A 24,634-nucleotide genomic window follows, 5' to 3' on the forward strand; every position below is an offset into this window, starting at 1 on the left:
AACTAATGCCGCTATGGTAAGGCCGTTCTAACTCATAACCTAATGCTCTTGTTGAGGTTAAGCGCAGGATATATCCTATCTTTTTCCCCTAAGAGAACGCCTGCCTCATGACAACGTCCCGCTTGCTCTCGGTTGAAAATCTCACTCTTCATACTCACGATCAGCGGGTGCTGGTGGATGACATTTCGTTTCATCTCGATCGGCGGGAGATTCTGGCGCTGGTGGGCGAGTCGGGATCGGGCAAAACCTTGACCTCTTTAGCATTGATGAACCTGCTGCCAGATGGCGTTCATCAGGCTGCTGGACGTGTGATGTTTAACGGCGAAACGCTGGATGCGCGCAAAACTCAGTCGCTGCGCGGTTGCCGCATTGCCTCGGTGTTTCAGGAACCGATGACCAGCATGAATCCGACATTGCGCATTGGCGAGCAGATTGCCGAAGTGTTGGTGCGGCATCGTCAATTCAGTTGGAAACAAGCGCAGCATGAGGCGATTGCGTTACTGAATCGCGTTGGCATCGTTAATCCGGCGCAACGCGCGCGTCAGTATATTCATCAATTGTCCGGCGGCATGCGCCAGCGCGTGATGATTGCCAGCGCCATCAGTGGGCAACCGGAATTGCTGATTGCCGATGAACCGACAACCGCATTGGATGTGACGATTCAGGCGCAGATTTTGGCGCTACTGCAAGAGTTGCAGCAAGAGATGGGTATGGGGATCTTGTTGATCACCCACGATCTGTCGGTGGTGGCGCGCTACGCCGATCGCGTGTGTGTGATGCAGCAAGGACAACTTATTGAACAGGGAAATGTGCTCGATACGCTCGGTGCGCCCAATCATCCTTATACGCGCAAATTGGTTGCGGCCTCGGCGGTGCATGTTCCTGCCGCTGTCGCTCCCGTCGAACAGTCACCCTTGTTAGAACTGCGCAATATCAGCAAGAGTTATCCTGTACCGCGTCGTTTGCCACTGTGGCCTGCTAAACGCCAAACCGTACTGCATCCCGCCAATTTGAGCATTGCCCAAGGCGAGATTGTTGGTTTGATTGGCGAATCGGGTTCCGGTAAAACCACGTTGGGCAGCGCAGCGATAGGGCTGATTGCGGCTGATGGCGGTGAAGTGCATTTTCAAGGGCAGCATTTGCAAGGCCAGCAATTGAAAACGTTACGTCGTCACGCGCAGATCATCTTTCAGGATCCCTATGCCAGCCTCAATCCGAAGATTTCGGTTGGTGAGCAGATCGCCGAACCGCTGCGCGTTTGGCAACTGCGTAAAGGTGCTGCGATTGAAGAACGGGTAAAAGAGCTGCTGGCTTTGGTCGGATTGAAAGCCGAACACGCTGGACGTTTACCTGGCGCGTTCTCGGGTGGTCAGCGCCAGCGTATTGCGATTGCGCGCGCGCTGGCGATGGAACCCAAATTGCTGGTGGCGGATGAAGCGGTGGCGGCGCTGGATTTGTCGGTGCGTGGGCAGATTCTCGATCTGTTTAATTCATTGCGGCATAAATTGGGATTGTCGGTGCTGTTTATCAGCCACGATCTCAGCGCGGTGCGCCAGTTGTGCGATCGGGTGGTGGTGATGTATCACGGCAAGATTGTGGAATCGGGTAGCACGGAAAACGTCATCAACCAACCGCAAGACAACTACACGCGGCAATTACTCGCGGCAGCGCCTGACATTCAGCAGGCATTGGCGCAACGTTCAACTGCCGCGTAACAGCGGCAGTTCGTCATGTTCGGCCCATTCATGCCACGAGCCAACATAGATCGAGACATGTTGATAACCTGCCAGCCTTAATGCCGCCCACACCGTAGCAGCGCGCGCGCCGCGATGGCAATAAACCTGCAATTGGGCGTCTTGAGGTAATCCCGCTGCCTGCGCATCGGCGGCAATCTCTTCAGCTGAATGGAAATGCCCGTCGGCGATAACGTCTTCCCAGTACAGCAGTTTGGCGTGCGGAATACGTCCGGCGCGTTGGCAACAGGCGTGCGCAAAGCTGCCGTCAAATTCACTGGGACGACGCGCATCAACGTTAATCACGTTAACACCATCGGCCGCGAGCACCTGCTGGCGGCTACAGGCTAATTCGGCATTCCACGCAGTTTCAGGTCCGGTAGCACAGTGCGCCACGCTGCGGCTTAAACCCAAGCCCGGACGCAGCTCAAATCCTGCCGCTGTCCAGGCTTCGACGCCCCCATCAAGAATCAGCGCATCTGCACGCTTGATCAGCCACGCAAACCACGCGCCACGCGGCGAACGCATGCCCACCTGTTGTTCGAAAAATACCGGCGTTGCGCCCGGATAGGCGCTGAACATCGGTTGCAAGGCAGTAGCGGCTTCGGCGGCCATTAGCGCTAAGCCGGGTTCATCGCAATTTTCGATAAAATAGTCGTACACATTGCAATGCTGCGCGCCGGGTAAGGTGGCGCGTTGCCAATCGGCAAATTCACGCACATCGATCAGCAAAAAGGCTTCGCCGCGCGCCTGGCGTTGATGTAAGGATTGCACATCAATAATCATGCATGCCTCCAGAAAACAGCGATTGCAGGTTGCCGAGATGGTGGTACTCGGCGGCCTGCAACACGCGGGCGGCGAGGGCGATATCAAATACGTTCAGGCCAAACGAGGAGAAAAAGACGCTGTCATCGGCATTGGCCCGCCAGCCATTCAGCAACAGCGTAGCCAGGTCGGCGGCAACATCCTGTGGATGAAACTCACCGGCGCGATACATCTGGAACAGGCTTTTAGCGCTGCGTTCGGCAAAATCGCCCCACGCATCCACCACCACCTGATTACTGGCCTTGATGGCGGCAAAACTGACTTCATGATAACCAACCTGCACGATGAGTCGACCAGGACGAACCGCCGAAGCGGCAATAATCGGCTGGGCGGCGCTGGTACAGGTGAGTACCGCGTCATAAGGCTGGTTTAACGCGTGGGCTAAATCAGGTTCAATATGAACATCTTTGAATACGCTAATTTTTTCAGGCGAGCGATTCCACACACCAATCTGATCCAGCTGCGGGAATAATTGCTGCAACATGCGCAGATGCGTTTGTGCATGTAAACCCGCGCCGAGCAGCAGAACACGCTTCACAGGACGCGGTGCCGCCAGTTGCAACGCTAACGCACTGACCGCAGCAGTTCGCGCCGCCGTTAATGCGCCGCTGGCCAGCAAGCCGCGCGGAATGCCGCTGTCGGCGTGGTTAATCAAGGTGAGGGCGAGTGCGGCAGGTAAAGCATCGGGACGTTGTGGACGATGAGCAGTCCACTTTACGCCCGCTGCGTTGTACTTGCCGCCGACGCGCGCCGGTAACGCATACGCTTTTCCCAGCGGTGTGCCGAGATCGATGTGATTTTCTGCTGGCATTTGCGCCTCGCCGAGACGCATCAGGCGAATGACGGCTTTCACATCATCCAGCGCCAAAGCCACATCATCGCCACCTAATTGCGCCACGGTGGCCTCGTCCAGCACCCGCATCAGCGCCTCCATTACGGCTCCAACAGGCGGTCAGCGAACGGATAGAGCGCCGGAGAACCGCCACAATGCACAAAAGTAACGCGCGATCCTTGCGGGATGCGACCTTGCTCAACTAACGAAAACAAACCGTGCATCGCTTTGCCGGTGTAGACCGGATCGAGCAGCACACCTTCCTGCTGCGCCAGTTGGTAAATGGCGTTGATGCCACCTTCTGACGGCACGCCGTACGCCTGACCGACGTAGCCATCTTCAATCCAGATATCATCGGCTTGCCACTGCTGCGGCCATTGCAGCAGATCGGCGCAATCCTGTGCCATGCCGGCGATACGTGGCTGGAACCACTCGGCTTTGGCGCTGACGCTGATGCCAATCACTTTAGTGTTCGGCCAATATTGCCGCGTACCAACATGCAATCCGGCCAGCGTACCGCCGGAGCCGGTTGGCGCGACGATAAAATCAGGCGCAGGTGTGTTATCAGGCGCAAGCTGTGCCGCCATCTCTTCCACCGCACGCACGTAACCCAATGCGCCGAGCGGCGTAGCACCGCCCAGCGGGATGATCATTGGCGTTTCACCTTTTGCGATGGCCGCATCAGCGTGCGCCTGCATCGCTCCTTCAATTTGTGTGAAATAACCGTCGGGATCGAGGAACTGCACCTCGGCCCCGAACAGCTTGTCGAGTAACAAATTGCCTTGCCAACTAGCGGGCGGGTTACCGCGCAACACCAGCACCGGTCGCATGCCAAACTTGCGCGCCGCGGCTGCCACCATGCGGGCATGGTTCGACTGATGCCCGCCGGTGGTGATCACCACATTGACGCCTGTTTTGCAGGCTTCTGCCATTAAATATTCCAGCTTGCGGACTTTATTGCCTCCGCCGCCGAACCCCGTGTAATCATCGCGTTTGATCGTCAGCGTAATCCCAAGTGCCTCACTGAGCCGCGGCAGCGGCTCGTGAGGAGTGGGGAAGAAGCCGAGCGGAACACGTTCAAACTCTTCAACTGATTTCATCTTTGTTACCTATTTTATTATGTACTGCGGTGTTTCCCTGGTGTGGCGCGACCCGGCCAATGGCCGAATCATTGAATGCGGTGAGCCATAAGCTCATGGATTGCTGAAAGCGTTCGAGTCCATTCAGTGTGACGAACTCATTAACGGCGTGCGCGTTGCCGCCGTGACCTAATCCGCCGATCAGAAAAGCTGGCGCGACTTGGGCGAAAGCGTAAGCCGGGGCACAACCTGGCGCCCACGGCCAAATTTGCGGTGCCGCACCCAGCGCCTGATAGCTGTTGATCAGCGCATCAACGCCGCTGGCGTTGCGGCTAAAGCGCACGCCGGGATAACGATCAAACAGTTCTAGCTCGCAACCGGTTAAATCGTCTTGCGCTAAACGCTGTTGCGCGCTGGCAATCATTGCGTCCTGATCGAAACCGGGTGGAATACGGAACGCCAACTCGGCGCTGGCGCGGTACGGGATTACGCCACGACCACCGGGCGGATCGCTGTGCAGTTCTGCCAGCGTTAATACTGCGCTGCCGAGCAGCGTTTGCAGGCAGCTCAGCGTGTCGCCTTCAATCATCAGACGTTGGCTACGGCGAAAACGCAATTCGTCATTGATGCTGAATTGCTCGGCTAAGCTAGCCAGCAGGGCGTTGGCCTCGTCATCTGGTGTCATGCGGGCTAACATGCCGCTGTGCGCGGCAGGGGCGATGGCTTGCAATGCATCAATCAAACGCCACGCCGGATTGGCAATCCATCCGGCGTTACTGGCATGAATAGCCGATGAAGGGCCGCCCCACGCGCCGCCGTTAACGCTTAAACGTCCGCTGGCCAAACCGGTAAAGCCGAGATAGACGCGCGGTGCACCGCCGCCATATTCACACAGCGAGGGAAACAGCACCGCTTCCGCAGGCGCTATTGGGCAAGGCTGCTGAGCCAGATAGCGACGCAATGCGCCGCTGCCCACTTCCTCTTCGCCTTCGAGCAGAATTTCGATGTTGAAATCCAACTGCTGTTGCTGCATATCGCGTAACAGGATCAGTAATGCCGCCACCGGCCCTTTGTTGTTTTCGGCACCGCGACCAATAAACACCGCACCGAGATCGTCCCATTCACGCACGCCGCCAACAAATGGCGACACCTGCCAACCCGCGTCATCGGCGGGCATCACGTCGTACATGTTGTACAGCACCACGGTTTTGTCGCTGTGGTTATCGATGCGCACATGCACCAACGGCGGAGCGTCGTCAGTTTGCGACGCCACTGTCGTGATAATTTTTGCCNTGCCAACCCGCGTCATCGGCGGGCATCACGTCGTACATGTTGTACAGCACCACGGTTTTGTCGCTGTGGTTATCGATGCGCACATGCACCAACGGCGGAGCGTCGTCAGTTTGCGACGCCACTGTCGTGATAATTTTTGCCTTGAGGTGCGTCACCAGCCACTTTTCCAGCCACGTCGCCAGCTCGCGCTGGACATCAAGCTGCCCAGCCACGCTCGGAAAGCGCGTCAGTTCACTCAGCAGTTCAAGCGTGGCATCAAGGCGACTCATAAACGAATCCTCGGGTTCAGCACCAAATAGAGCAGGTCGATCAGCAAATTGATCGCCACAAACACCACCGCTGCCAGTAGCACGATCGCCTGCACCAACGGGAAATCACGGTTCTGGATGGCCTGAATCGCCAGCCGACCAATGCCTGGCCAGGCAAAAATAATTTCGGTCACCAGCGCGCCGCCGAGTAGGGAGGCGAAGTACATGCCTTGCACGGTGATTACTGGAATCAACGCATTACGCAAGCCGTGACGTACCACGATGCGCCAGGCACTTAAACCTTTGGCACGTGCGGTACGGATATAATCTTGTTGCAGCACATCCAACAAACTGGCGCGGGTTAAACGTGCCACCGCGCTCATGTAAAACGCGCCTAAACTGATGGCCGGCATCACCAGCGCGGCGAAAGTGCCGTAGCCGCTGGAAGGCAGCCACTGCAAATGCAGGCTAAACAGCAAAATCAGCAGCAAACCGAGCCAAAACACCGGAATTGCCTGACCGGAAAAAGCCAGCAGACGACAGGCCAAATCCCAAAAACTGTGCGGGCGCAGAGCGCTGATAATCCCTAACAGCAAGCCAAGCAGCGAACTCCACGCCAGCGCACTGATTGCCAGCAGCGCCGTGGCGGGCAAACGCTCGGCTATCAGCGCTAACACCGGCTGGCTGTAACGCAGCGATTCGCCAAAATCACCGTGCAGTACACCGTTGAGGTAGTGGCCATACTGCCAAATCAACGGCTGATCAAAGCCCATGCTGTGACGGAACGTGTCGATCTCTTGCTGGCTGGAACCCGGCGGCATCATCAGCGCGGCGGGATCGCCCGTCATATGTAAGCTGAAGAAAATCAGCAGCGATACGCCAAGCAGCACCAAAACTGATTGGCCCAGGCGATTGAGCAGAATATTCAGCATCTCAATCCAACCTGGTATGCGTGCGACGCAGCAGCGCATCGCCAAGTAAATTGCAGCCGATCACCAGTGCGGCGATCACCAGGCCGGGATAGAGCACCAGCCACTGCGACAGCAGCATATAGGAGCGACCTTCGCCAATCAGATTACCAAGCGTTGGCGTCGGTGGCTGAATGCCCATGCCGAGAAAACCGACTGAGGCTTCCAACACAATCAAACGCGGAATATCCAGCGTCAGTAACACCACTAATGGCGTCAACAGATTGGGCAAGATGTGGCGTGCCAGAATGCGCAGCGGCGAAAAGCCCATCGCGCGCACCGCCTGAATGTATTCCAGCTCACGAATCTCTAAAGTTTTGGCGCGTGCCACGCGGGCATAAATCGCCCAGCTGGTGCAGCCCATGATCACAATGATGTTGGTGAGCGATGCGCCCATCAACGCAATCACCAACAGGATCAGCAGAATAAACGGCACCGCGAGTTGGATGTCGATCAAACGCATGATCAGCGCATCCACCCAGCCACCGGCATAACCAGCAATCATACCGAGCGCCACGCCAATCACCGCGCCAATGGCCGCCGCAACCAGCACCACCAACAGCGACAAACGCGTCCCCGCCAGAATGCGGGCTAACAAGTCACGGCCGAGTTGATCGGTTCCCAGCCAATGAGTGGCTTGTGCGCCGCTACTGCCGGGTGGCATGAACATTTCAGCTAGATTATTGGTTAACGCATCGGGCAACGGCAGCCACGGCGAAAGCAGCGCAGCCGCAATCACAGTGATCAGTAATACGGCACCAATCAGCGCGTCACCGTAAATCAGGCGACGCGGACGGCGCAGCAGCACGTTGCCCGGCGAAATCATTTCAGCCTCAGATCAAACAACGGGATACGGGCATCGACGCGGCCTTTGAAATTCAGCGCGTTGCTGTGCGCATACAAGGTATCTTCACGATAGAGCGGCAGCAGCGGTTGCTGCGCGGCGACACGTTGCTGAATCTCTTCCAACACCTTTTTACGCTGATCGGCATCGACGATTTGGCGGCTTTGATCGAGCAGTTTATCCAGTTCAGCATCGTGCACCGTGGAGTAAGGTTCACCGCTGCGTAGAATCGGGAACAGCGCGGCGTCGGCGTCCAACGTTTGCGTCGATCCCCATGCCAGCATGTACATCGGTGCTTGCTTTTGCGCGGCCACTTGCTGGGTATAAACCGACCATTCTGGCACTTCTAATTGCGCTTTCACGCCAACTGCGGCTAAATCCTGCACGATAGCTTGCGCCACATCGGCGCTGGCGATGTAACGGCGTGGCGCCTGGAAGCGCAGGGTGAAACCATTCGGATATCCAGCTTCAGCCAGCAGCGTTTTGGCTTTGGCCACATCTTGCGTGGTGGCAGGAACGGCTAAGTAACCGAAGTCATTGGCGCCAGCCATGGTGCCGGTCGGTGTACCGAAACCGTGTAGCAACTGTTGGGTATAAGCCTGACGATTCAATGCCAGCGATAACGCCTGACGTACGCGCACATCATTGAGCGGTTTCTCACTGTCTTTAAGGCCGAGATAAATCGTCAATCCGCCGCCTTTAACTTGTTCCAGCTCGACGTTAGGACGATTTTTTAGCGCAGGCACCAGATCGGCGGGCACGCTTTCAATGAGTTGCACTTCGCCGGTCAACAACGCGGTAAGGCGCGCGGTGGCTTCCGGAATCGGTCGCCAGGTGACGCGATCAATCGCTGGTTTGCCACGCCAATAAGTTTCGTTGGCAACCATCACTACTTTTTCATCGGGAATGAAACTCTCCAGCTTGTAAGCACCGCTGCCGACGGGCTTGCGTGCGAACTCGCTGGCACCGACTTTCTGCACGTAAGCGGGCGGTACGATGTAGGCCGGATAACGACTCATGCGCGTCGGCAGTAAAGGATCCGGCCCATTAGTGTGGATCTGCAACTGCGTGTCGTTGATCACTTCAACCGATTTGATGGTGCGGATATAGGAAATGGTCGGCGCATGGTTAGCCGGATCGAGAATACGATCGATGGAAAATTTGACCGCTTCAGCATTCACCGGTTCGCCATCGGTGAATTTCACTCCCGGACGCAAAGTAAATTGCCAGGTGGTTTCGTTGATCGCTTTCCATTCCGTGGCTAAACCTGGTTGCAGTGACATGTCATCCGCGCGGCGCACGAGGGTATCGAAAATGTTATCGACCAGAGTGGCAGATTCTTTGAGAAAGCCGGGATCCATTGCGGTGGCAGAGGTGGGCTGCGCAATGGTGAGTTCGGCGGCCTGCACGGCAGGCATCAGAGCAAATAGCAACGCGGTGGTAGCAAACTTCACTGCAGGTCGTCTCATAGCGTTTTCCAAAAAATTGCCAAGGCAAGGTAGTGAAAAGAGTGGCTGGTGCCAGAATCAAGACTGTGCTTATTTGTAATACATGATATATCCTATTCTTGGTGTTGATGGCAACGAAACATTAAAAATAACTTACCATTTGCGAATTTCAGTTAAGGACATCAGAGCATGATTGAAATGGATAAAGCGCAGCGACTGAGTTTGACCGCCCAGGTGGAATCGACGTTGCGTAGTGCGCTGATTGTTGGCAAGTTAAAACCCGGCGCGCGGCTGGTGACGCGTGATTTGGCGGCGCAGCTTGGTACCAGCATCACGCCGGTGCGCGAAGCATTGTTGCGTTTAGTGTCGGCTGGTGCGTTGGATGCCACGCCCGCAGCGGCCTTTTTGGTGCCGGAAATCTCACATCAACGCTTTGTAGAAATTACGCTAATCCGTAAGCAGCTTGAAGGTTTAGCTGTGCGCTCGGCCACGCCATTTGTCGGTAAAAAACAGATTTCAGAGCTGAAAAAACTGTGTGTGCGCTTTATGCAAGCTAAACAAAGTGGCGATGCTGAAGCGGCCTTAGCGGCCAATCGCGCGTTTCGTTTTACCCTGTATGGTTATGCGCAAATGCCCACGCTGGAAGCGCTAATTGAGCAGCTGTGGGTGCAGATTGGCCCGTGCTTCAATTATCTCTATCCGCAACCGACGGCGGTGACGCAAGGGCATCATAATTACGATCGTCTGCTGGAGGCGTTAGAAGCGGGGGATGCTGCTGCGAGCGAGAAGATCTTGCTGAAAGCGATAGATGATGGTGCGGAGATATTGAAGCAGCATTATTTTAAGCAGTGAAAATCAAAACAGCGCGATGAATCGCGCCGCTACAAAAGCGTGCAGATATTTGTCGCGGCGCAATTGATTGCGCACCCCCGTCACGGCGCAGTCACCGCAATGACATAAATCCTTCATTTCCTTTCGCTAGCTTACCGCCATTCTGATTACTGGATTGCGGATGCATGAGCCACCTGTCGCTTCATCACATCACTAAAGCCTGGGGCGAAAAAATCGCTCTCGATGACATCAGTTTTGACGCGGCAGAAGGAAGCTTTGTCGCGTTGCTGGGGCCATCGGGCTGTGGCAAATCAACGCTGTTACGTACCATTGCTGGATTAGAAACCGCCGATCGCGGCACCATCCATTTCAAACATGCCGACATCACCGATTTGCCACCTTCACAGCGCAAACTTTCCATGGTGTTTCAGTCCTACGCGCTGTTCCCACATTTAAATGTGCGCGAGAACCTGTTGTTTGGTTTAAAAGCGCGTGGCGAAGATAAGCAGCATTTTGCTGCGCGTTTGGCGGACGTCAGCAAATTAATGGAACTCGATAAACTGCTGGAGCGGCTGCCATCGCAGCTTTCGGGCGGCCAGCAACAACGTGTGGCGCTGGGCAGGGCGGTGATTGCCAATAACACGCTGTGTTTGATGGACGAACCGTTATCGAATCTCGATGCCAAGCTGCGCCAAAGCATGCGGCGTGAAATTCGCGCCTTACAGAAGAAACTCGGTTTGACCATGCTGTACGTCACTCACGATCAAACCGAAGCGATGAGCATGGCCGACAGCATTATTTTGCTTAACGATGGCCATATCGAACAGCACGGCACGCCAGACGATCTCTACAACAATCCTGCCAGCATCTTCGCCGCCCAATTTATTGGCGCGCCGCCAATGAACATCCTGCCGTTGCAACGCAAAGAGACGCAACATTACCTCAGTCATCTGACTGCGCCGGTTGTGGAATATCGCGATGCGACGTTGAGCCTGGGATTGCGCGCCGAAGATATCCAACTGATTGCGCTGGAACATGCTGCGCTCACCGCGCGCGTTATTAGCTCTGAATATATGGGCTCGGATACCTTGCTGGTGTGCGAATTGGCGGGCATGCCAGAGCCACTAACGGTGAAAGTGCCCGGCATGCAACACATCGCGGATGGCAGCGATGTCGGCTTGCAATGGTCAGCCGCGCGGCAATATCTGTTTTTTAGCGACAGTGGCAAACGCTGTGTCGCTGCCGAACAACACATGTTTGTCTCACAGAAAAAATACGCTGTTTAACCGTTGTCATTTGCCCAAGGGAATATCATGTCCGCGATTCGTTACTCACGTTTGGCTTCTGCTGTATTGCTGTGCGTTACCGCTTCGGCGTTTGCTGCCGATCCGGTGAAACTGCAAATGTATTATCCGATCGCGGTTGGCGGCAAAGTCAGCCACACCGTTGATGCGCTGGTGGCTGACTTCGAAAAAGAACATCCAGAAGTGAGCATTCAACCGGTGTATACCGGCGATTACGCTACCACCGTGACCAAAGCGCTGACCGCATTTCGTGGTGGCAATGCCCCGCAGCTGGCGGTAATCGGTGATATCGAAGCCTATTCGTTGATTGATGCTGGTGCGATTGTTGCCGCCAGCGATTTGGCGACCGGTGACGAAGGCAAAAAATGGATCGACGGTTTCTATCCGGCCTTCCTGCGTCACATTGGCGGCAAAGTGTGGGGCGTGCCGTTCCAGCGTTCAACCGTGGTGATGTACTGGAACAAACAGGCGTTTGAGAAAGCCGGTTTAAACGCGGATACGCCACCGGCTAACTGGCAGCAAGTGGTCGAATTTGGTAAGAAACTCACCATCAAAGATGCCAACGGTGTGAGTCAGTGGGGGATCGAAATTCCTTCTACGCCAAATGGCTACTGGAACTTCCAGGGCTTATCTGCCACCAATGGCGGTCGTTTGGATAACGGCAAAGGCACCGCGGTTAACTTCAATACGCCGGGTAACGTCGAAACCTTGCAATGGCTGACCGATCTGGGCCAGAAAGAAGAAGTGTCGCCAAAAGGCGCGATTGCCTGGGGCACCACGCCACAGGACTTCATCAGCGGCAAAACCGCCATGATGGTGACCACCACCGGTAACCTGACTAACGTACGTGATAACGCCAAGTTCCCGTTCGGCGTGGCGATGTTGCCAGAGAAAACGCAGCGCGGCAGCCCAACCGGCGGCGGCAACCTGTATGTATTCAAAAATGCCTCGCCTGAACAGCAGAAAGCGGCAATGGAGTTTATCCGTTGGGTAACGTCTCCTGAGCAAGCGGCGCGCTGGAGTATCGCTACCGGCTATGTCGCCACTTCACCTGCCGCGTGGGATACCACGGTGATGAAGGATTACGTCAAAGACGTACCGCAAGCCCTGGTGGCGCGCGAGCAGCTCAAATATGCGCAGCCAGAGCTTTCAACCTATAACAGCGTACAGATTCAGGATGCACTGAATCATGCGGTTGAAGCCGCGGTGACGCAGGCGAAAACGCCAGCCGAAGCATTGGAAGGCGCGCAGAAGCAAGCCGATCGTCTGTTGAAGTCATACCAATAATTATGAGCACGGTCCTCTCCGTCACGCCGGTTCGACGTCCCCGGTTATGGTCGATGCAGCTGTATGGCTATCTGTTGATTTTGCCAGCGCTGAGTTTTTTGCTGCTGTTTACCCATTATCCGGCGGTGGCAACGGTGTGGGAGAGCCTGTTCAGTGCCGCACGCAATAGTCGTCCGGCCCATTTTGTTGGGCTGGATAACTATCTCGCGTTGCTGGATGACGACATCTTCATTCAGTCGCTGTGGAATAACCTGTTATATGCGCTGATCACCATTCCGCTGGCGGTGGCGTTGGCGCTGCTCATGGCGCTGGCGGTTAATCGCAATATGCGCGCTACGGCTTTGGTGCGCACCGCATTCTTTATTCCGTCGCTATTACCGATGATTGCTATCGCCAATTTGTGGCTGTTTTTCTACACGCCGCAACTCGGATTGCTGAATAAATTGCTGGCGCTATTTTCGTTGCCAGCGGTTAACTGGCTCGGCGAACCGGGCACTGCGCTGTATTGCATGATGGCGGTGTCGGTATGGCGCGAAGCCGGTTTCTTTATGATCTTTTATCTCGCCGCGTTGCAGCAAATCGATCCCCGCTTGAGCGAAGCCGCAGAGATAGAAGGGGCGTCACGCGGCTATTTCTTCCGTCGCGTGCAGTGGCCATTATTGATGCCGACCACGCTGTTTGTGTTAATCAACGCCTCGATGAATGCGTTTCGTATTGTCGATCAGGTGATTGCCATGACCAACGGCGGGCCGAATAACAGCAGTAGTTTGTTGCTGTTTTATATCTATCGCACCGCGTTCAGTTTCTGGGATATGCCAGCGGCGGCGGCAATGACGGTGGTGTTGCTGGTGATACTCGCGGCGATTGCGCTGATCAAGTTCAACCTGCTGGATAAGCGAGCCCATTATCAATGAAACGTTCATTTGGCCGTATTTGTCTCAACACCGTCATTATTCTTGCGGCGATATTGTGGTTTCTGCCGATTCTGGTGGCGTTTTGGGTGGCGATTCATCCGGCGTCCGATCAGGCCAGTTTCTCTTTGTGGTCGCCGTTAACGCTGCAAAACTTCGTCAATGCCTGGCACGCCGCGCCTTTTGGGCGCTACTTCCTCAATACCACTTTACTGGTGTTGATGATCGTGGTGGTGCAGCTGGTGTTGGCGACGATGGCGGCATACGCGCTAGTGCGTTTCCGCATGAAGTTTTCCGGCGTGATTTTTGCGTTGATTCTGTTGCAGCTGATGATCAGTCCAGACGTCCTGATTCTGAATAACTATAAAACCATCGGCGCGTTGGGCTTGCGCGATACGCTGACTGGCATTGCGCTGCCGTATTTCGCCTCAGCGTTTGCTATCTTCCTGTTGCGACAAACCTTCAAAAGCATTCCGCTGGTACTGGAAGAGGCGGCGATCGTCGAAGGCGCCAGCCGTTTCTACATTCTGCGCAAGATCTATATCCCGCTGGCGAAGCCGATTTACGTGGCATTTGCCTTGGTATCGATCAGTTTCCACTGGAACGATTTCCTCTGGCCGCTGGTGATCACCGATTCCGTCACCGTGCGACCGCTCACCGTCGGTTTGCAGCTGTTCTCTGCGCCAGAGCAGGGCGTGCAGTGGGCGCTGATTGGTGCCGCCACTTTGATGACGACCTTGCCATTGCTGGTGCTTTTCCTGATTTTCCAGCGTCAATTTATTCAGTCGTTTATGCGTGCTGGTATTCGCTAAGGAGTGATTTACGTGTCGTATCCGCATCCGCTGACCTCTTTACAGCGTGAACTGCTGGGTGATGTTGCAGAGCTGTATGCATTGCCTGATGTCCGTTCCGCGCCGCTTAGCAGCACATTGCGTTTTGGTTTGATCGCCGATCCGCAATATGCCGACATAGATAGCGCAAAAAATCTCTATTATCGCCATGCGTTGCAGAAGTTACCGCAGGCGATTGAGGTGCTAAATCAACAGCCGCTGGATTTCGTCGTCACGCTGGGCGATTTGGTCGATCGTGACTGGAGCAGCTACGCGCCAGTGCTGTCGATTTACGATCGCCTCGAACATCCGCATGTGGTGGTGCTGGGCAACCATGATGCGCAAACCATCACTCAGCACCTGAATGACGCCGCCGCGCTACCCAAAAGCTATTATGCGTTTCAGCTGGAAGGTTGGCGTTTCATTGTTTATGACGGCAACGACGTCAGTTTGTACTGCAACGCTTTGAATGGCGATGATCGTGCTACAGCCGAAGTGATGCTGGTGGACTTAACCGAACGCGAGCAACCACAGGCAAAACCGTGGAATGGCGCGGTAGGAAAATCGCAATTGGTGTGGATTGAACAACAGTTGCAAAAGGCGCAGCAGCAAAACGAGAAAGTGGTGGTGTTTGGCCATTATCCGCTGGCACCGCACAACAGTCACAACTTGCTCAATGGCGGTGAGTTAGCGGAACTGCTTACTAGTTACAACATACAATGCTGCTTTTCAGGACATGATCATCGTGGCGGTAGTGCGATCATCGGTCAAACAGGCTTCTTTACGCTGAAAGGGATGTTGGATGGCGCTGAGGATGTGCCTTTTGCCGTGGTGGAAATCGAAGGGGATGTTTTGCGTATCACCGGCTTTGGCGGCGAAATCAGCCATACTGTGGATCGTCGTCTTTTATAGGGCTGCGAAGATAATCTCGCAGGGCTTAACCAACGCCGAAGGTTGCTGTATAGTCCGTTTTTTTCCGGAGGAACCATGCTGCCTAACTCATCCACACGCCTGAATAAATACATCAGCGAGAGCGGAATCTGCTCACGTCGCGATGCCGATCGTTACATCGAACAAGGCAATGTTTTCATTAACGGTAAACGCGCCACTGTTGGTGCACAGGTTTTCGCCGGGGATGAGGTCAAAGTTAACGGGCAGTTGATTGAACCGCGCGACGAAGAAGATTTAGTGCTGATCGCGCTGAACAAACCGGTGGGCATTATCACCACCATGGAAGAAGGCGAGCGCGATAACATTGGTGATTTCGTCAATCACAGCAAGCGCGTGTTCCCGATTGGTCGTCTGGATAAAGATTCACAAGGGCTGATTTTCCTCACCAATCACGGCGATTTGGTGAATAAGATTCTGCGCGCTGGCAATAACCACGAAAAAGAGTATGTGGTCACCGTCGATAAACCGATCACCGACGAATTTATTGCCGGTATGAGCGCGGGCGTGCCGATGTTGGGTACCGTCACCAAGAAATGCAAAGTGAAGAAAGAGTCGACCTTTGTGTTTCGCATCATCCTGGTTCAAGGGCTGAATCGCCAGATTCGTCGCATGACCAAGCACTTTGGTTTTGAAGTCACCAAGCTTGAACGCACACGTATTATGAACGTGAGCCTCAAAGGCATTCCGCTGGGCGAGTGGCGTGATTTGACCGATGACGAGCTGATCGACCTGTTTAAACTGATTGAAGATTCTTCTTCAGAAGATCAAAAAACGCAAAAAAGTCAGGCGAAGAAGAAACCCGCCAGCACCGCGAAGAAACCGGCTGCCAGCGGGCCGAAGCAGAGCGAGAAAGCAGGCGGCAAACCGGCTAATCGCCAGCGTTTCGCTCAGCCAGGACGTAAGAAGAAAGGGCGTTGATGTCATTTCCCCGCGCTTTTCCGCGGGGAAATATGATTATTTTTCGGTGCCGAATCCCTGTTTTTTCAACGCATCCAATACGTGTGGGAAATAGATTTTGTGGTAATAACCACTCACGCTTTCACTCCAACTTTCGCCGTCACCACGTCCAATCGCCTGCCAATGTTGCACCATTTCCTGATTATAAGCCGCGATATGCTGTTCAAGTCCGGCGCGTTGATACTGCTAACGTCTTTTGCATAAACTAATTGCTGAAAATGCTAAGTAAATAAAAGCCGGTGATTAACTCACCGGCCAGTAATCAACTATCTTACTGCGCGACTTTCACCACGGTTTTGCCGAAGTTTTTACCTTTAAGCATATCGAAAAATGCCTGCGGCGCATTCTCCAGTCCTTCGATCATATGCTCGCGATAATGGATTTTTTGCTGTTCAACCAACGGCGACATTGCTTTGAGGAATTCAGGGTAACGATCACCGTAATCCTGGAAAATGATGAATCCCTGCATGCGAATGCGCCGTTTCAATATTCCACCCATGATTTGTGGCGTACGATCCGGTCCCGGCGGCAGTTCGCGGCTGCTGTAGCCAGAAACTAAGCCACAAACGGGTACGCGCGCCGCGGTATTCAGCAACGGAAATACCGCATCGAACACCTTGCCGCCAACATTTTCGAAATAGATATCAATGCCATCCGGGCAAGCAGCGGCTAGCTGTTCAGCAAAATCATCGCTGTGATGATCGATACAAGCGGAGAAACCGAGTTTCTCAATTGCATAGCGGCATTTCTCTTCACCACCTGCCACGCCGACCACATGACAACCTTTGAGTTTGCCAAGCTGCCCAACCGTTGCACCCACCGGGCCGGTTGCTGCGGCTACCACCAAGGTTTCACCGGCTTTGGGTTGGCCGATATCCATCAATCCCATATACGCGGTGAATCCTGGCATACCAAGAATGCCCAGCGCCCAGGACGGATGGGGCAGATCGCCCAGTTTCGACAAATCCGAGCCGTCAGAAATGGAATACGATTGCCAACCACCTTGCGCTACGACTTTGTCGCCGGGCTTGAAATTCGCGTGTTTTGATTCAACCACTTCGCTAACGGTGCCGCCGACCATCGGCTTATCGAGCTCAGCCGGTGCAGCATAAGATTTGCTGTCATCCATGCGCCCACGCATGTAGGGGTCGAGCGATAAATAGAGCGTGCGCAGCAGGATTTCACCGTCTTTTAATGCTGGGATCGGCTGCTCAACTAAGCGGAAGTTCTCTTTAACCGGTTCGCCATTAGGGCGTGAAGCGAGCAGCCAAGCCTGGTTACGTTGAGTGGATTGCGTCATTGATGTGCCTCCTTGAGCGTTTCGCGTGAGGCAAGTGTAGTCGAGGAATTGGAGCTTCTGGAGGGTAGCGTGAAATGAATAATGTTGCTATATAATAACAATTGGAGGAAAATTGTCATATTGTTATTATATGGCAACATTCGAGGCGCTATGTTACCCGGTATGCAAGCGATTGGCATCAAGTGCCAGGAAAGACGTAAAGCCAAAGGCTGGACTCAAGCTGCCGCTGCTTCGCGCGCAGGTGTTCATCGCACGGTTATCTCTCAGATTGAGAATGGACAATATTCGGGATCTCTTAAAGCGTTGACGCTTTATCTGAACGCGATTGAGCTCACTCTAAGCGTACAATCCGCAGGTCTGCCACAGTTGGGTGAACTGGAGACATTGTTTGATGACTGATTTTAACCAACTAGCACAGCCGATACGTCATATTGATGTTTACAGTGGCGGTGAAATAAGTGGCAGATTGCTGCATGAGCACGGTAGTTATAATTTCAGCTACGTTGATACCGGCCCAAATGCGGTTTCGATGACCATGCAGCCTGAAAATCGCCTAAATTACAATTCGAGCCGCTTGTTCAATATTTTTGAGATGAATATCCCAGAAGGCTATGTTCGCTATCATATTGCTGAACGCTTGCGCCGTTATGTCGGTAATATTAGCGATATGTTATTCCTAGCCTTGCAACAAGATACCGGCATCGGTGCATTATCTTATCGGAGTAATATTGATTTGCCGCGGCCTGCGCCAGAGAAATTGGATGATTTACTACGTTGGGATCTTAAAGAGAGCGCATTTCAATATCTGCTGAACAAGTATTTATTGCAAACGTCAATTTCTGGTGTGCAACCTAAGGTTATGATCAGTACTGAAAGTCGTGGCACGGTTCTTTATCCAAACTTAATAGCTAAAACCGGTGATGAAGAGTATCCGCGTTTGGCAGAAAATGAGTTTATCTGTATGTCTTTGGCGAAAGCATGCGGGCTTCCCGTGGCAGATTTTTGGCTTTCAGACAACAAAGAGCTGTTTATCATGGAAAGATTTGATATTCAGGGTGATAAGCGATTAGCAATGGAAGACTTTTGTGTGCTTTCTGGCAAAACTGCGGATCACAAATATAGCGGATCTTATGAAACAGGAGGGAAAATTGTTAGCCTGTTTACCCGCGATCAATCTCAGGTTGAACTTTATTGGCGTTATGTTTTATTCAGTTGCATGGTTGGAAATGGTGATGCGCATTTGAAAAACTTTTCTTTACTCTATAAAACAGGTGATAACAGCACCGCAAGGCTGTCGCCACTTTACGACGTCGTTAATACGCATATTTACCCAACTACTGATAATCAATTAGCATTAAAAATTAATAAAAGTAAAAATTTCCCGGACAGAGATAGCTTGTTAAAATTTGCGCGCGAATTGAAAATAATCAAACCAGAAAAAGTAATGGAGCAGTTTGCGGATATCATTAATAGTGATCTGAACAATAATGAAGTTTATGCCGATTTTCCAGAGATGAAAGAATCCGTCGGCCGCGCGTTAACGCGTAGCATGGCGACAAACAATGTTTTTCTTAAGACCGATGTAAAACGAGCCAAAAAGCGGAAAACTGATTCTTTACTTTAATTACACCAGTGAGCTAACGCACAAATCCGCACAAAACCTTCCGCTTAAAAACTGCTAACTCTATGAATTTAAATGGCTCATGTGCGTTTGCCTGGTCAGCCTCAGGCAAATCCACATAACCATTGATGCATGCTGCCGCCTATATCTTTAACGGTGTTTTAGAACCTTTAGGAAGCAGAATGAAAACCATTTTTCGAGCGGCAACTTTATTAGCAACGATGGTCGCTAGCGCGCCTTTGCTGGCGCAAACTTTTGTTTATGTATCTGAAGCCGATGATGGCACCATCGCGCGTTATGCCCTGAACGATCAAACCGGTGCACTGCAATTATTAGGACGCACCAATGCCGGTGGCAAAGTGATGCCAATGGCATTGAGTGCCGATCATAAGCATCTTTATGCCGCGATTCGCAGTAAACCGTTGCAGTTAGTGAGTTGGCAAATCGACAGCAAAACCGGCGATCTGAGTCAATCACACGCTGTATCCGCCGCAGCCAGTTATCCCTATATCAGCACGGATAAACAGGGACGTTTTTTGCTGGGTGCATCTTATGATGGCGATATTGTCCACGTTTATCGCTTGAACAGTGATGGCGGCATCAGCGCACCTCCGGTCGGCAGCTACAAAACCGGACACGCAGCGCATTCGGTGATTGTCGATGCCACGGGACATTACGCCTATGTTGGCAACCTCGGCACCGATCGCGTGCTGCAACTGAATCTCAGTGATAACGGTGAGCTCTCCGCGTTGGGCAGCGGTTATGTGAAAACTAGCGCAGAGAATGGGCCGCGCCATTCGGTGTTATCACCGGATAATCGCTATTTGTATAACATCGGCGAAATGGGCGGCATCATCACGCAGTTCCGGCGTGAAAGTAGTGGAGAATTGGTGAACGTGTCTGAGACAGCCAATGCGGTTGCATCGCGCTACAAGCTGGAACATGGTCGCGAGCGTCCGCCGAATTATAGCGATAAGACGCCACGCATTTGGGCCGCGGACATCCGTCTCACACCCGATGGGCGTTTTCTTTATGTTACTGAACGCACCAGCAGCACAATAACCGGCTACAAGGTGAATCATGCGGATGGCAAACTCTCGTTGATTGGCAGTTGGGAGGGCGAGAAACAGCCGCGTGGCATCGCGATTACCGATGATGGCCGTTGGCTGATCGCCAGCGGAGAGAAAAGTACCGTCACCGGCAGCTACGAAATCGATCAACAAAGCGGGGCGCTGAAAAAGGTCAGCGAAGCACCCGCAGGACACGATGCTAATTGGGTAACCATAGTAACCTATTGATTCGTAGGGTCGCCATTAATGGCGACCTTTGTTTATGACAAAGTGACAGCGTCACTAATTAGGGTAAATAGATTGCGTTAATTTACCACGACGATCCCATTTGCTGGCCAGTAACCAAAGCAGTGCCGTCACAAACCAGCCAATGATCCACGACACGTCGTTGCCGGCAAAAATCCAGGTTAACGAACCGTGATGCAACGGATTATCAATAAATGGCAACTGCACCAATACGCCGCAGAAATAGACCACAATGCCAATTCCATTCCAACGTCCATAACGACCATTCGGCTGCGACAGCGCCGGTACATCAACTTTGCCTTTGGTGACCAGATAGAAATCAGTCAGGCTAATTGCGCTCCACGGAACAAAAAAGGCCAGTAAAAACAGCAAGAAATGGGTAAAGGATTTCAGGAAGGCGGGTTCACTCAACAAGGCGATGATGCAAGATATTGTCACCATCAGCACCACAAACAGAATGCGTCCACCGCGGCTCAGCGAGGTTTTTGCGCGGAATCCCGAAACAATGGTGGTCAGCGACATAAAACTGCCGTACGCATTGAGCGTGGTAAAGGTGATTTTGCCAAAGCAGATGGCGAAATAGATCACCATTGCCATCGTTGCACTGCTGCCTAAGCTGACGATATAACCGACCTCATTACCTGAAAAGGCCGTTCCCGCAATTGCCGCCACAATGACGCCCAATGTCATCGAGGCCTGAGTACCTAAAACGGTGCCAAAGAACACTGAGTTGAAGAGTTTTTTGGCTGAAACATTGGCGGGTAAATAACGCGAATAGTCAGAGACATACGGACAAAAAGCAATCTGCCAGGAAGACGACAGTGAAACGGCGAGCAAGAAGTTAGCAATAGTGAAATGCTGATTCTGCCACACGGCGGCTAAGTCATGCGTTGTTAGCAGCGTGATGAACAGATAAACAAAAGCGAGGATGCCAATCACGCTGGCCACTTTTCCCAGCTTATGGATGACGCGATATCCCAGCACGGCAATCACGACAATTATGGCGCTGAACAACATCATGCCCGTTGCGTTGCTGGTATTGATCAGTTTCGCCAGCGCTTGGCCCGCCAATACCGTGCCGCTGGCAGAAAATCCGACGTACATGATGCACACCAGCGCCAGCGGGATCACGGCACCAAATACACCAAACTGCATGCGGCTGGTGATCATCTGCGGCAATCCGAGTCGCGGACCTTGAATGGCGTGCAGTGACATAATTGCCGCGCCAACAATTTGCCCAACTAACAAACCGATGATTGACCATACCACATCGCCGCCCAACACCACTGCCAGCGCGCCGGTAACAATCGCGGTGATTTGCAGATTGCCACCAAACCACAAAGTGAACTGGCTGAAAGGATGTCCGTGACGTTCGCTTGCGGGAATGTAATCAATGGACCGCGTTTCGGATAGGCGCTGCTTATCGGCACCGCGGTAATCTGCTGAAGATGATTCGGCTGACATAGTTTCCTCGCTGAAGCGTCTTAATAGGGTGAGTTATTGTTAGTATTGGCGTTGTTGTCTTGTTGCTACATGTATATACATGTAGCGATATTGTCACGCGAGATACAAAGTTACAACACCATCAGCCATTGGAAAATGTGATGACGCGAGCAAGGTTGAGAAGGAGAATTTGGGGGGAAATCACTGGCATGCCCTGCATACGCCATACCAGCGATTAATGGGATTATTACTGCGAGCAGCGTTGAGCGATCAAACGATCGATGCCCCAGGGACCGCAACCTTGAACCATCAGCATCACGCACATCAAAATGTAACTGGATTCAGGCAGATACAGCAGCCAGCTATACCAAGTCAGCAAGTTGAGGTCGCCGGGGATATGATGTAAACCGACTGTGAAAAGCGCAACCAGGCTTATTATCATCAGAACCAATGCGCCTAAACGCGTTAGCAAGCCAACCGCTAACAAGAGTCCAAACAGCGCTTCGCAACTGGCGACAAATACCGACATGATTTCCGGGAATGGAATGCCGGCTTCAGTGATCGTTTCCAGCATCAAAGCTTGATTGGCGGGAACAAAGACTTTGTTGAAACCGGATGCGAAGAAAAACAAACCGAAAGCAACACGCATCAGCGTTAATGGGAGGAAGCAAGGGCTTCCGGGTGAGCGAAACAAAGTAAGGCATCTTGCCATTGTGAACCTCCTGAATAGTTTAGGCGCGGTAGTATATCAGGATAGTCTGTTTATGGTGACCTTAAGCTAAATTTTCATGGCGTCGCTACGTGAATTCTGACAAAACAGCAGGGTAATGATTGCCAAGAATTCGCGTAGCGTTGCCGAATAAATCGACAATATAACTCACTCTTTTTCGCTACGGCCCGCGATCCACGGATTGAAATCCGTTTCATCATTATTTTTCGCGGCGAAATCGTCCAGCGAATCCAGATAAAGCGACTCAACTTCAGCGCGCGCCCACGGCGTACGGCGCAAAAATTTGAGGCTGGATTTGACGCTAGGATCGCTTTTGAAGCAGTTGATATTGACCAACTTAGCCATTTCCGCCCAACCATAGTGCGCGACTAACGCATTGATTTGCATCTCAAGCGTAACGCCATGCAAGGGATCTTTGGAGCGCTGATCGTTCATAGGAAATCCTCAAAATGGTGACGGGGAAGGTTACAAGAAAGCCCGTCAGGCAGCAATGCTGCGATGATCATTACCGGAAAATCTGGCGCAATGCTGTACACTTGTCGCTGGGAAATCTACTAATGGACGATGCTATGAACGACAAGAAAATGATCTCCATCGATCAATTCAATCTCACTGAACGTGTGGCGGTTGAAGAAGCGTATAAAGGATTAGTTGAAAAGTATCGCCAGCGCAGCGGCAAAGAACCGGATGCCAAAAAAGAGAAAGAGTTTACGGCGGAAGCTCGCCAGCAAGTGATGACCACCAAGTTGGCCAAAGAGAAAGCGCTGGCCGAGAAAGCCAAAAAAACGCCGACGCGTCGTAAGAAACCCGAATCACTCAAAGAGAGCGAAGTCAGTGATTTCAACTGGAAAGCGTCGGTAATAAAAGGGCGCCGATAACCCAATCGCTGCTGCATGTTCAGCTCAGCAATCCGGCAGCCACGTTTACCGATAAACCTAAAATTGCCAGATTGAAGATGAATGAAATCACTGATTGCAGCAGCGTGATTTTGCGCATGCCGGTGGTGCCGGTCGCCACATCCGCAGTTTGTGAGGCTACGGCGATGGTAAATGCATAATAGAGGAAATCCCAATAATCGGGATCGTTGGGTTTTTCAGGGAAAATCATCGGCGTGACGTTTTTGCTACGGTGTAAATAGTGATGATGAGCGTAATGCATGGCGAAGGAACTCGGCAGCAACGCCCACGACACAATCAGCGTCATGGCTGTCAGCAACAGATGCAGCACACGCGGCGTCCCTTTAAGATCGTGCAGCGTTGATAGCTCACTCAAAATCGCCACAATGCTAATCAAGCAGGCAAAGATGACAATGCCCAAAACCAACGCCGCGCTTTGGTCCTGAATCCTGGCAATCTGCGGAATGTCTTTAACATCGGTACGAATCATACGAACCCAGATAAACAGCAGATAGAGCCACGCCACGACATTCCAACCAATCAAGATGCGTTGCAAAGTGCCTAACTGCGCGGGCAGAGCAAAATAGCAAATCACGCCAGCAGCAATCGAAATCAGTAACCGCAAGCGGGCAAACAGGTGAGTCGTCAGTGAAAAGCCCATGATGTAAGTTGTTCTAATTAAGGTTGATTGATCTAACTGTAGACGATGGCTGGATGTCCTGGAGTGATGAAAATGGTTGGGCGCGGCGTAGAGGGAGGCAGGTGAGATGGATAATCGATTTTGGGTGCGTCCTGAGATACCTCATTTAACATAATCATGATTATGCGCACTTGGATTGTAACGGCTAAATTCAGATGTCCGCCTCGGAGATGCGGATATTTTGTTGGACTGGTTATGTTGAGATCCTCAGATGCTGCCGGTACTTCACCGGGCTCATTGCACCTAATGAGATTTTAATACGCTCCTCGTTATACCAGCGTATGTAC

24 protein-coding genes and 2 pseudogenes are annotated in these 24,634 nt (G+C 52.7%); 12 read left to right on the forward strand and 14 right to left on the reverse strand.

All coding sequences use genetic code 11. The features are described from left to right. Positions 1–107 precede the first annotated feature (107 nt). Positions 108–1,715: a dipeptide ABC transporter ATP-binding protein gene (locus tag ACPUC7_RS14195; protein WP_494923399.1), complete on the forward strand. Its 1,608-nt coding sequence runs from the start codon at positions 108–110 to the stop codon at positions 1,713–1,715. On the opposite strand, the gene ACPUC7_RS14200 is transcribed toward ACPUC7_RS14195, so the two are convergent. The 7 genes and pseudogenes from ACPUC7_RS14200 to ACPUC7_RS14230 form a co-directional block, all read right to left on the reverse strand. Then, positions 1,701–2,519 carry a sulfurtransferase gene (locus ACPUC7_RS14200; protein ID WP_494923400.1) on the reverse strand — a complete coding sequence of 273 codons (819 nt, stop codon included), beginning with the start codon at positions 2,517–2,519 and terminating at the stop codon, positions 1,701–1,703. The genes ACPUC7_RS14195 and ACPUC7_RS14200 overlap by 15 nt on opposite strands. Continuing rightward, on the reverse strand, positions 2,509–3,492 hold the full coding sequence (locus ACPUC7_RS14205) for an ornithine cyclodeaminase (RefSeq protein ID WP_494923401.1): 984 nt from the start codon (positions 3,490–3,492) through the stop codon (positions 2,509–2,511). The genes ACPUC7_RS14200 and ACPUC7_RS14205 overlap by 11 nt, the downstream gene beginning before the upstream one ends. Further along, positions 3,492–4,490, reverse strand: coding sequence for a 1-aminocyclopropane-1-carboxylate deaminase/D-cysteine desulfhydrase (locus ACPUC7_RS14210; RefSeq protein WP_494923402.1), 999 nt, complete (start codon positions 4,488–4,490; stop codon positions 3,492–3,494). Before ACPUC7_RS14210 ends, ACPUC7_RS14205 begins: the two co-directional genes overlap by 1 nt. Further along, positions 4,477–6,022: pseudogene (locus ACPUC7_RS14215) on the reverse strand (M20 family metallopeptidase); the annotation flags it as partial. The pseudogene ACPUC7_RS14215 and the gene ACPUC7_RS14210, both read right to left, overlap by 14 nt. 5 nt (positions 6,023–6,027) lie before the next feature. Further along, the gene (locus ACPUC7_RS14220; RefSeq protein ID WP_343554213.1) at positions 6,028–6,942 is read right to left on the reverse strand and encodes an ABC transporter permease; all 915 of its coding nucleotides are present in this window, start codon (positions 6,940–6,942) and stop codon (positions 6,028–6,030) included. A gap of 1 nt (position 6,943) precedes the next feature. Further along, positions 6,944–7,804 carry an ABC transporter permease gene (locus ACPUC7_RS14225; RefSeq protein WP_343554214.1) on the reverse strand — a complete coding sequence of 287 codons (861 nt, stop codon included), beginning with the start codon at positions 7,802–7,804 and terminating at the stop codon, positions 6,944–6,946. Further along, positions 7,801–9,291, reverse strand: a complete 1,491-nt coding sequence (locus ACPUC7_RS14230) for an ABC transporter substrate-binding protein (RefSeq protein WP_494923403.1) — start codon at positions 9,289–9,291, stop codon at positions 7,801–7,803. The genes ACPUC7_RS14225 and ACPUC7_RS14230 overlap by 4 nt, the downstream gene beginning before the upstream one ends. 168 nt (positions 9,292–9,459) lie before the next feature. Between ACPUC7_RS14230 and ACPUC7_RS14235 the strand changes: the two genes are divergently transcribed. The 7 genes from ACPUC7_RS14235 to rluF all read left to right on the forward strand — a co-directional run bounded on the left by ACPUC7_RS14235 (position 9,460) and on the right by rluF (position 16,302). Continuing rightward, on the forward strand, positions 9,460–10,122 hold the full coding sequence (locus ACPUC7_RS14235) for a GntR family transcriptional regulator (RefSeq protein WP_494923404.1): 663 nt from the start codon (positions 9,460–9,462) through the stop codon (positions 10,120–10,122). Positions 10,123–10,286: 164 nt separating this feature from the next. Beyond that, on the forward strand, positions 10,287–11,387 hold the full coding sequence (locus tag ACPUC7_RS14240) for an ABC transporter ATP-binding protein (protein WP_494923405.1): 1,101 nt from the start codon (positions 10,287–10,289) through the stop codon (positions 11,385–11,387). Positions 11,388–11,414: 27 nt separating this feature from the next. After that, the gene (locus ACPUC7_RS14245) at positions 11,415–12,692 is read left to right on the forward strand and encodes an ABC transporter substrate-binding protein (RefSeq protein ID WP_494923406.1); all 1,278 of its coding nucleotides are present in this window, start codon (positions 11,415–11,417) and stop codon (positions 12,690–12,692) included. A gap of 2 nt (positions 12,693–12,694) precedes the next feature. Next, entirely contained in the window at positions 12,695–13,606 is a 912-nt protein-coding gene (locus ACPUC7_RS14250; protein ID WP_343554219.1) for a carbohydrate ABC transporter permease, read from the forward strand. Continuing rightward, positions 13,603–14,415 (forward strand): carbohydrate ABC transporter permease, encoded by an 813-nt coding sequence (locus tag ACPUC7_RS14255; protein ID WP_494923407.1) that lies wholly within the window; start codon positions 13,603–13,605, stop codon positions 14,413–14,415. Before ACPUC7_RS14250 ends, ACPUC7_RS14255 begins: the two co-directional genes overlap by 4 nt. A gap of 12 nt (positions 14,416–14,427) precedes the next feature. Further along, on the forward strand, positions 14,428–15,345 hold the full coding sequence (locus ACPUC7_RS14260; protein WP_494923408.1) for a metallophosphoesterase: 918 nt from the start codon (positions 14,428–14,430) through the stop codon (positions 15,343–15,345). Positions 15,346–15,420: 75 nt separating this feature from the next. Next, positions 15,421–16,302, forward strand: coding sequence for a 23S rRNA pseudouridine(2604) synthase RluF (gene rluF, locus ACPUC7_RS14265; RefSeq protein ID WP_494923409.1), 882 nt, complete (start codon positions 15,421–15,423; stop codon positions 16,300–16,302). A gap of 36 nt (positions 16,303–16,338) precedes the next feature. On the opposite strand, the pseudogene ACPUC7_RS14270 reads toward rluF, so the two are convergent. Together ACPUC7_RS14270 and curA are read right to left on the reverse strand one after the other, a co-directional pair. Next, positions 16,339–16,524, reverse strand: a pseudogene (locus ACPUC7_RS14270) (NADPH-dependent oxidoreductase); the annotation flags it as partial. An 88-nt stretch (positions 16,525–16,612) separates the two neighbouring features. Further along, a complete protein-coding gene (gene curA / locus ACPUC7_RS14275) occupies positions 16,613–17,641 on the reverse strand; it encodes an NADPH-dependent curcumin/dihydrocurcumin reductase (protein ID WP_494923410.1) in 1,029 nt (342 codons plus the stop codon). Positions 17,642–17,722: 81 nt separating this feature from the next. Between curA and ACPUC7_RS14280 the strand changes: the two genes are divergently transcribed. The 3 genes from ACPUC7_RS14280 to ACPUC7_RS14290 all read left to right on the forward strand — a co-directional run bounded on the left by ACPUC7_RS14280 (position 17,723) and on the right by ACPUC7_RS14290 (position 20,560). After that, entirely contained in the window at positions 17,723–18,040 is a 318-nt protein-coding gene (locus tag ACPUC7_RS14280) for a helix-turn-helix domain-containing protein (RefSeq protein WP_494923411.1), read from the forward strand. Continuing rightward, the gene (locus ACPUC7_RS14285; protein ID WP_494923412.1) at positions 18,033–19,265 is read left to right on the forward strand and encodes a type II toxin-antitoxin system HipA family toxin; all 1,233 of its coding nucleotides are present in this window, start codon (positions 18,033–18,035) and stop codon (positions 19,263–19,265) included. Before ACPUC7_RS14280 ends, ACPUC7_RS14285 begins: the two co-directional genes overlap by 8 nt. A gap of 179 nt (positions 19,266–19,444) precedes the next feature. Beyond that, positions 19,445–20,560, forward strand: a complete 1,116-nt coding sequence (locus ACPUC7_RS14290; protein WP_494923413.1) for a lactonase family protein — start codon at positions 19,445–19,447, stop codon at positions 20,558–20,560. Positions 20,561–20,614: 54 nt separating this feature from the next. Here the strand turns inward: ACPUC7_RS14290 and ACPUC7_RS14295 are convergent, their stop codons facing one another. From ACPUC7_RS14295 to ACPUC7_RS14305, 3 genes are all read right to left on the reverse strand, one after another. Beyond that, positions 20,615–22,042 carry a purine-cytosine permease family protein gene (locus tag ACPUC7_RS14295; RefSeq protein ID WP_494923414.1) on the reverse strand — a complete coding sequence of 476 codons (1,428 nt, stop codon included), beginning with the start codon at positions 22,040–22,042 and terminating at the stop codon, positions 20,615–20,617. Between the two features lie 226 nt (positions 22,043–22,268). Then, entirely contained in the window at positions 22,269–22,670 is a 402-nt protein-coding gene (locus tag ACPUC7_RS14300) for a DoxX family protein (protein WP_494923415.1), read from the reverse strand. A 228-nt stretch (positions 22,671–22,898) separates the two neighbouring features. After that, the gene (locus ACPUC7_RS14305; protein WP_494923416.1) at positions 22,899–23,186 is read right to left on the reverse strand and encodes a VF530 family protein; all 288 of its coding nucleotides are present in this window, start codon (positions 23,184–23,186) and stop codon (positions 22,899–22,901) included. Positions 23,187–23,320: 134 nt separating this feature from the next. Between ACPUC7_RS14305 and ACPUC7_RS14310 the strand changes: the two genes are divergently transcribed. Continuing rightward, the gene (locus ACPUC7_RS14310; protein WP_343554830.1) at positions 23,321–23,629 is read left to right on the forward strand and encodes a hypothetical protein; all 309 of its coding nucleotides are present in this window, start codon (positions 23,321–23,323) and stop codon (positions 23,627–23,629) included. Between the two features lie 19 nt (positions 23,630–23,648). Here ACPUC7_RS14310 and ACPUC7_RS14315 read toward each other — a convergent pair whose 3' ends face one another. Together ACPUC7_RS14315 and ACPUC7_RS14320 are read right to left on the reverse strand one after the other, a co-directional pair. Beyond that, the gene (locus ACPUC7_RS14315; protein ID WP_494923417.1) at positions 23,649–24,308 is read right to left on the reverse strand and encodes a DUF1345 domain-containing protein; all 660 of its coding nucleotides are present in this window, start codon (positions 24,306–24,308) and stop codon (positions 23,649–23,651) included. 232 nt (positions 24,309–24,540) lie between these two features. Beyond that, positions 24,541–24,634: IS3 family transposase (locus ACPUC7_RS14320; RefSeq protein WP_494923428.1), on the reverse strand; the 94-nt coding region annotated here is incomplete at its 5' end.

The organism is Pantoea sp. CFCC18179 (assembly GCF_059412405.1).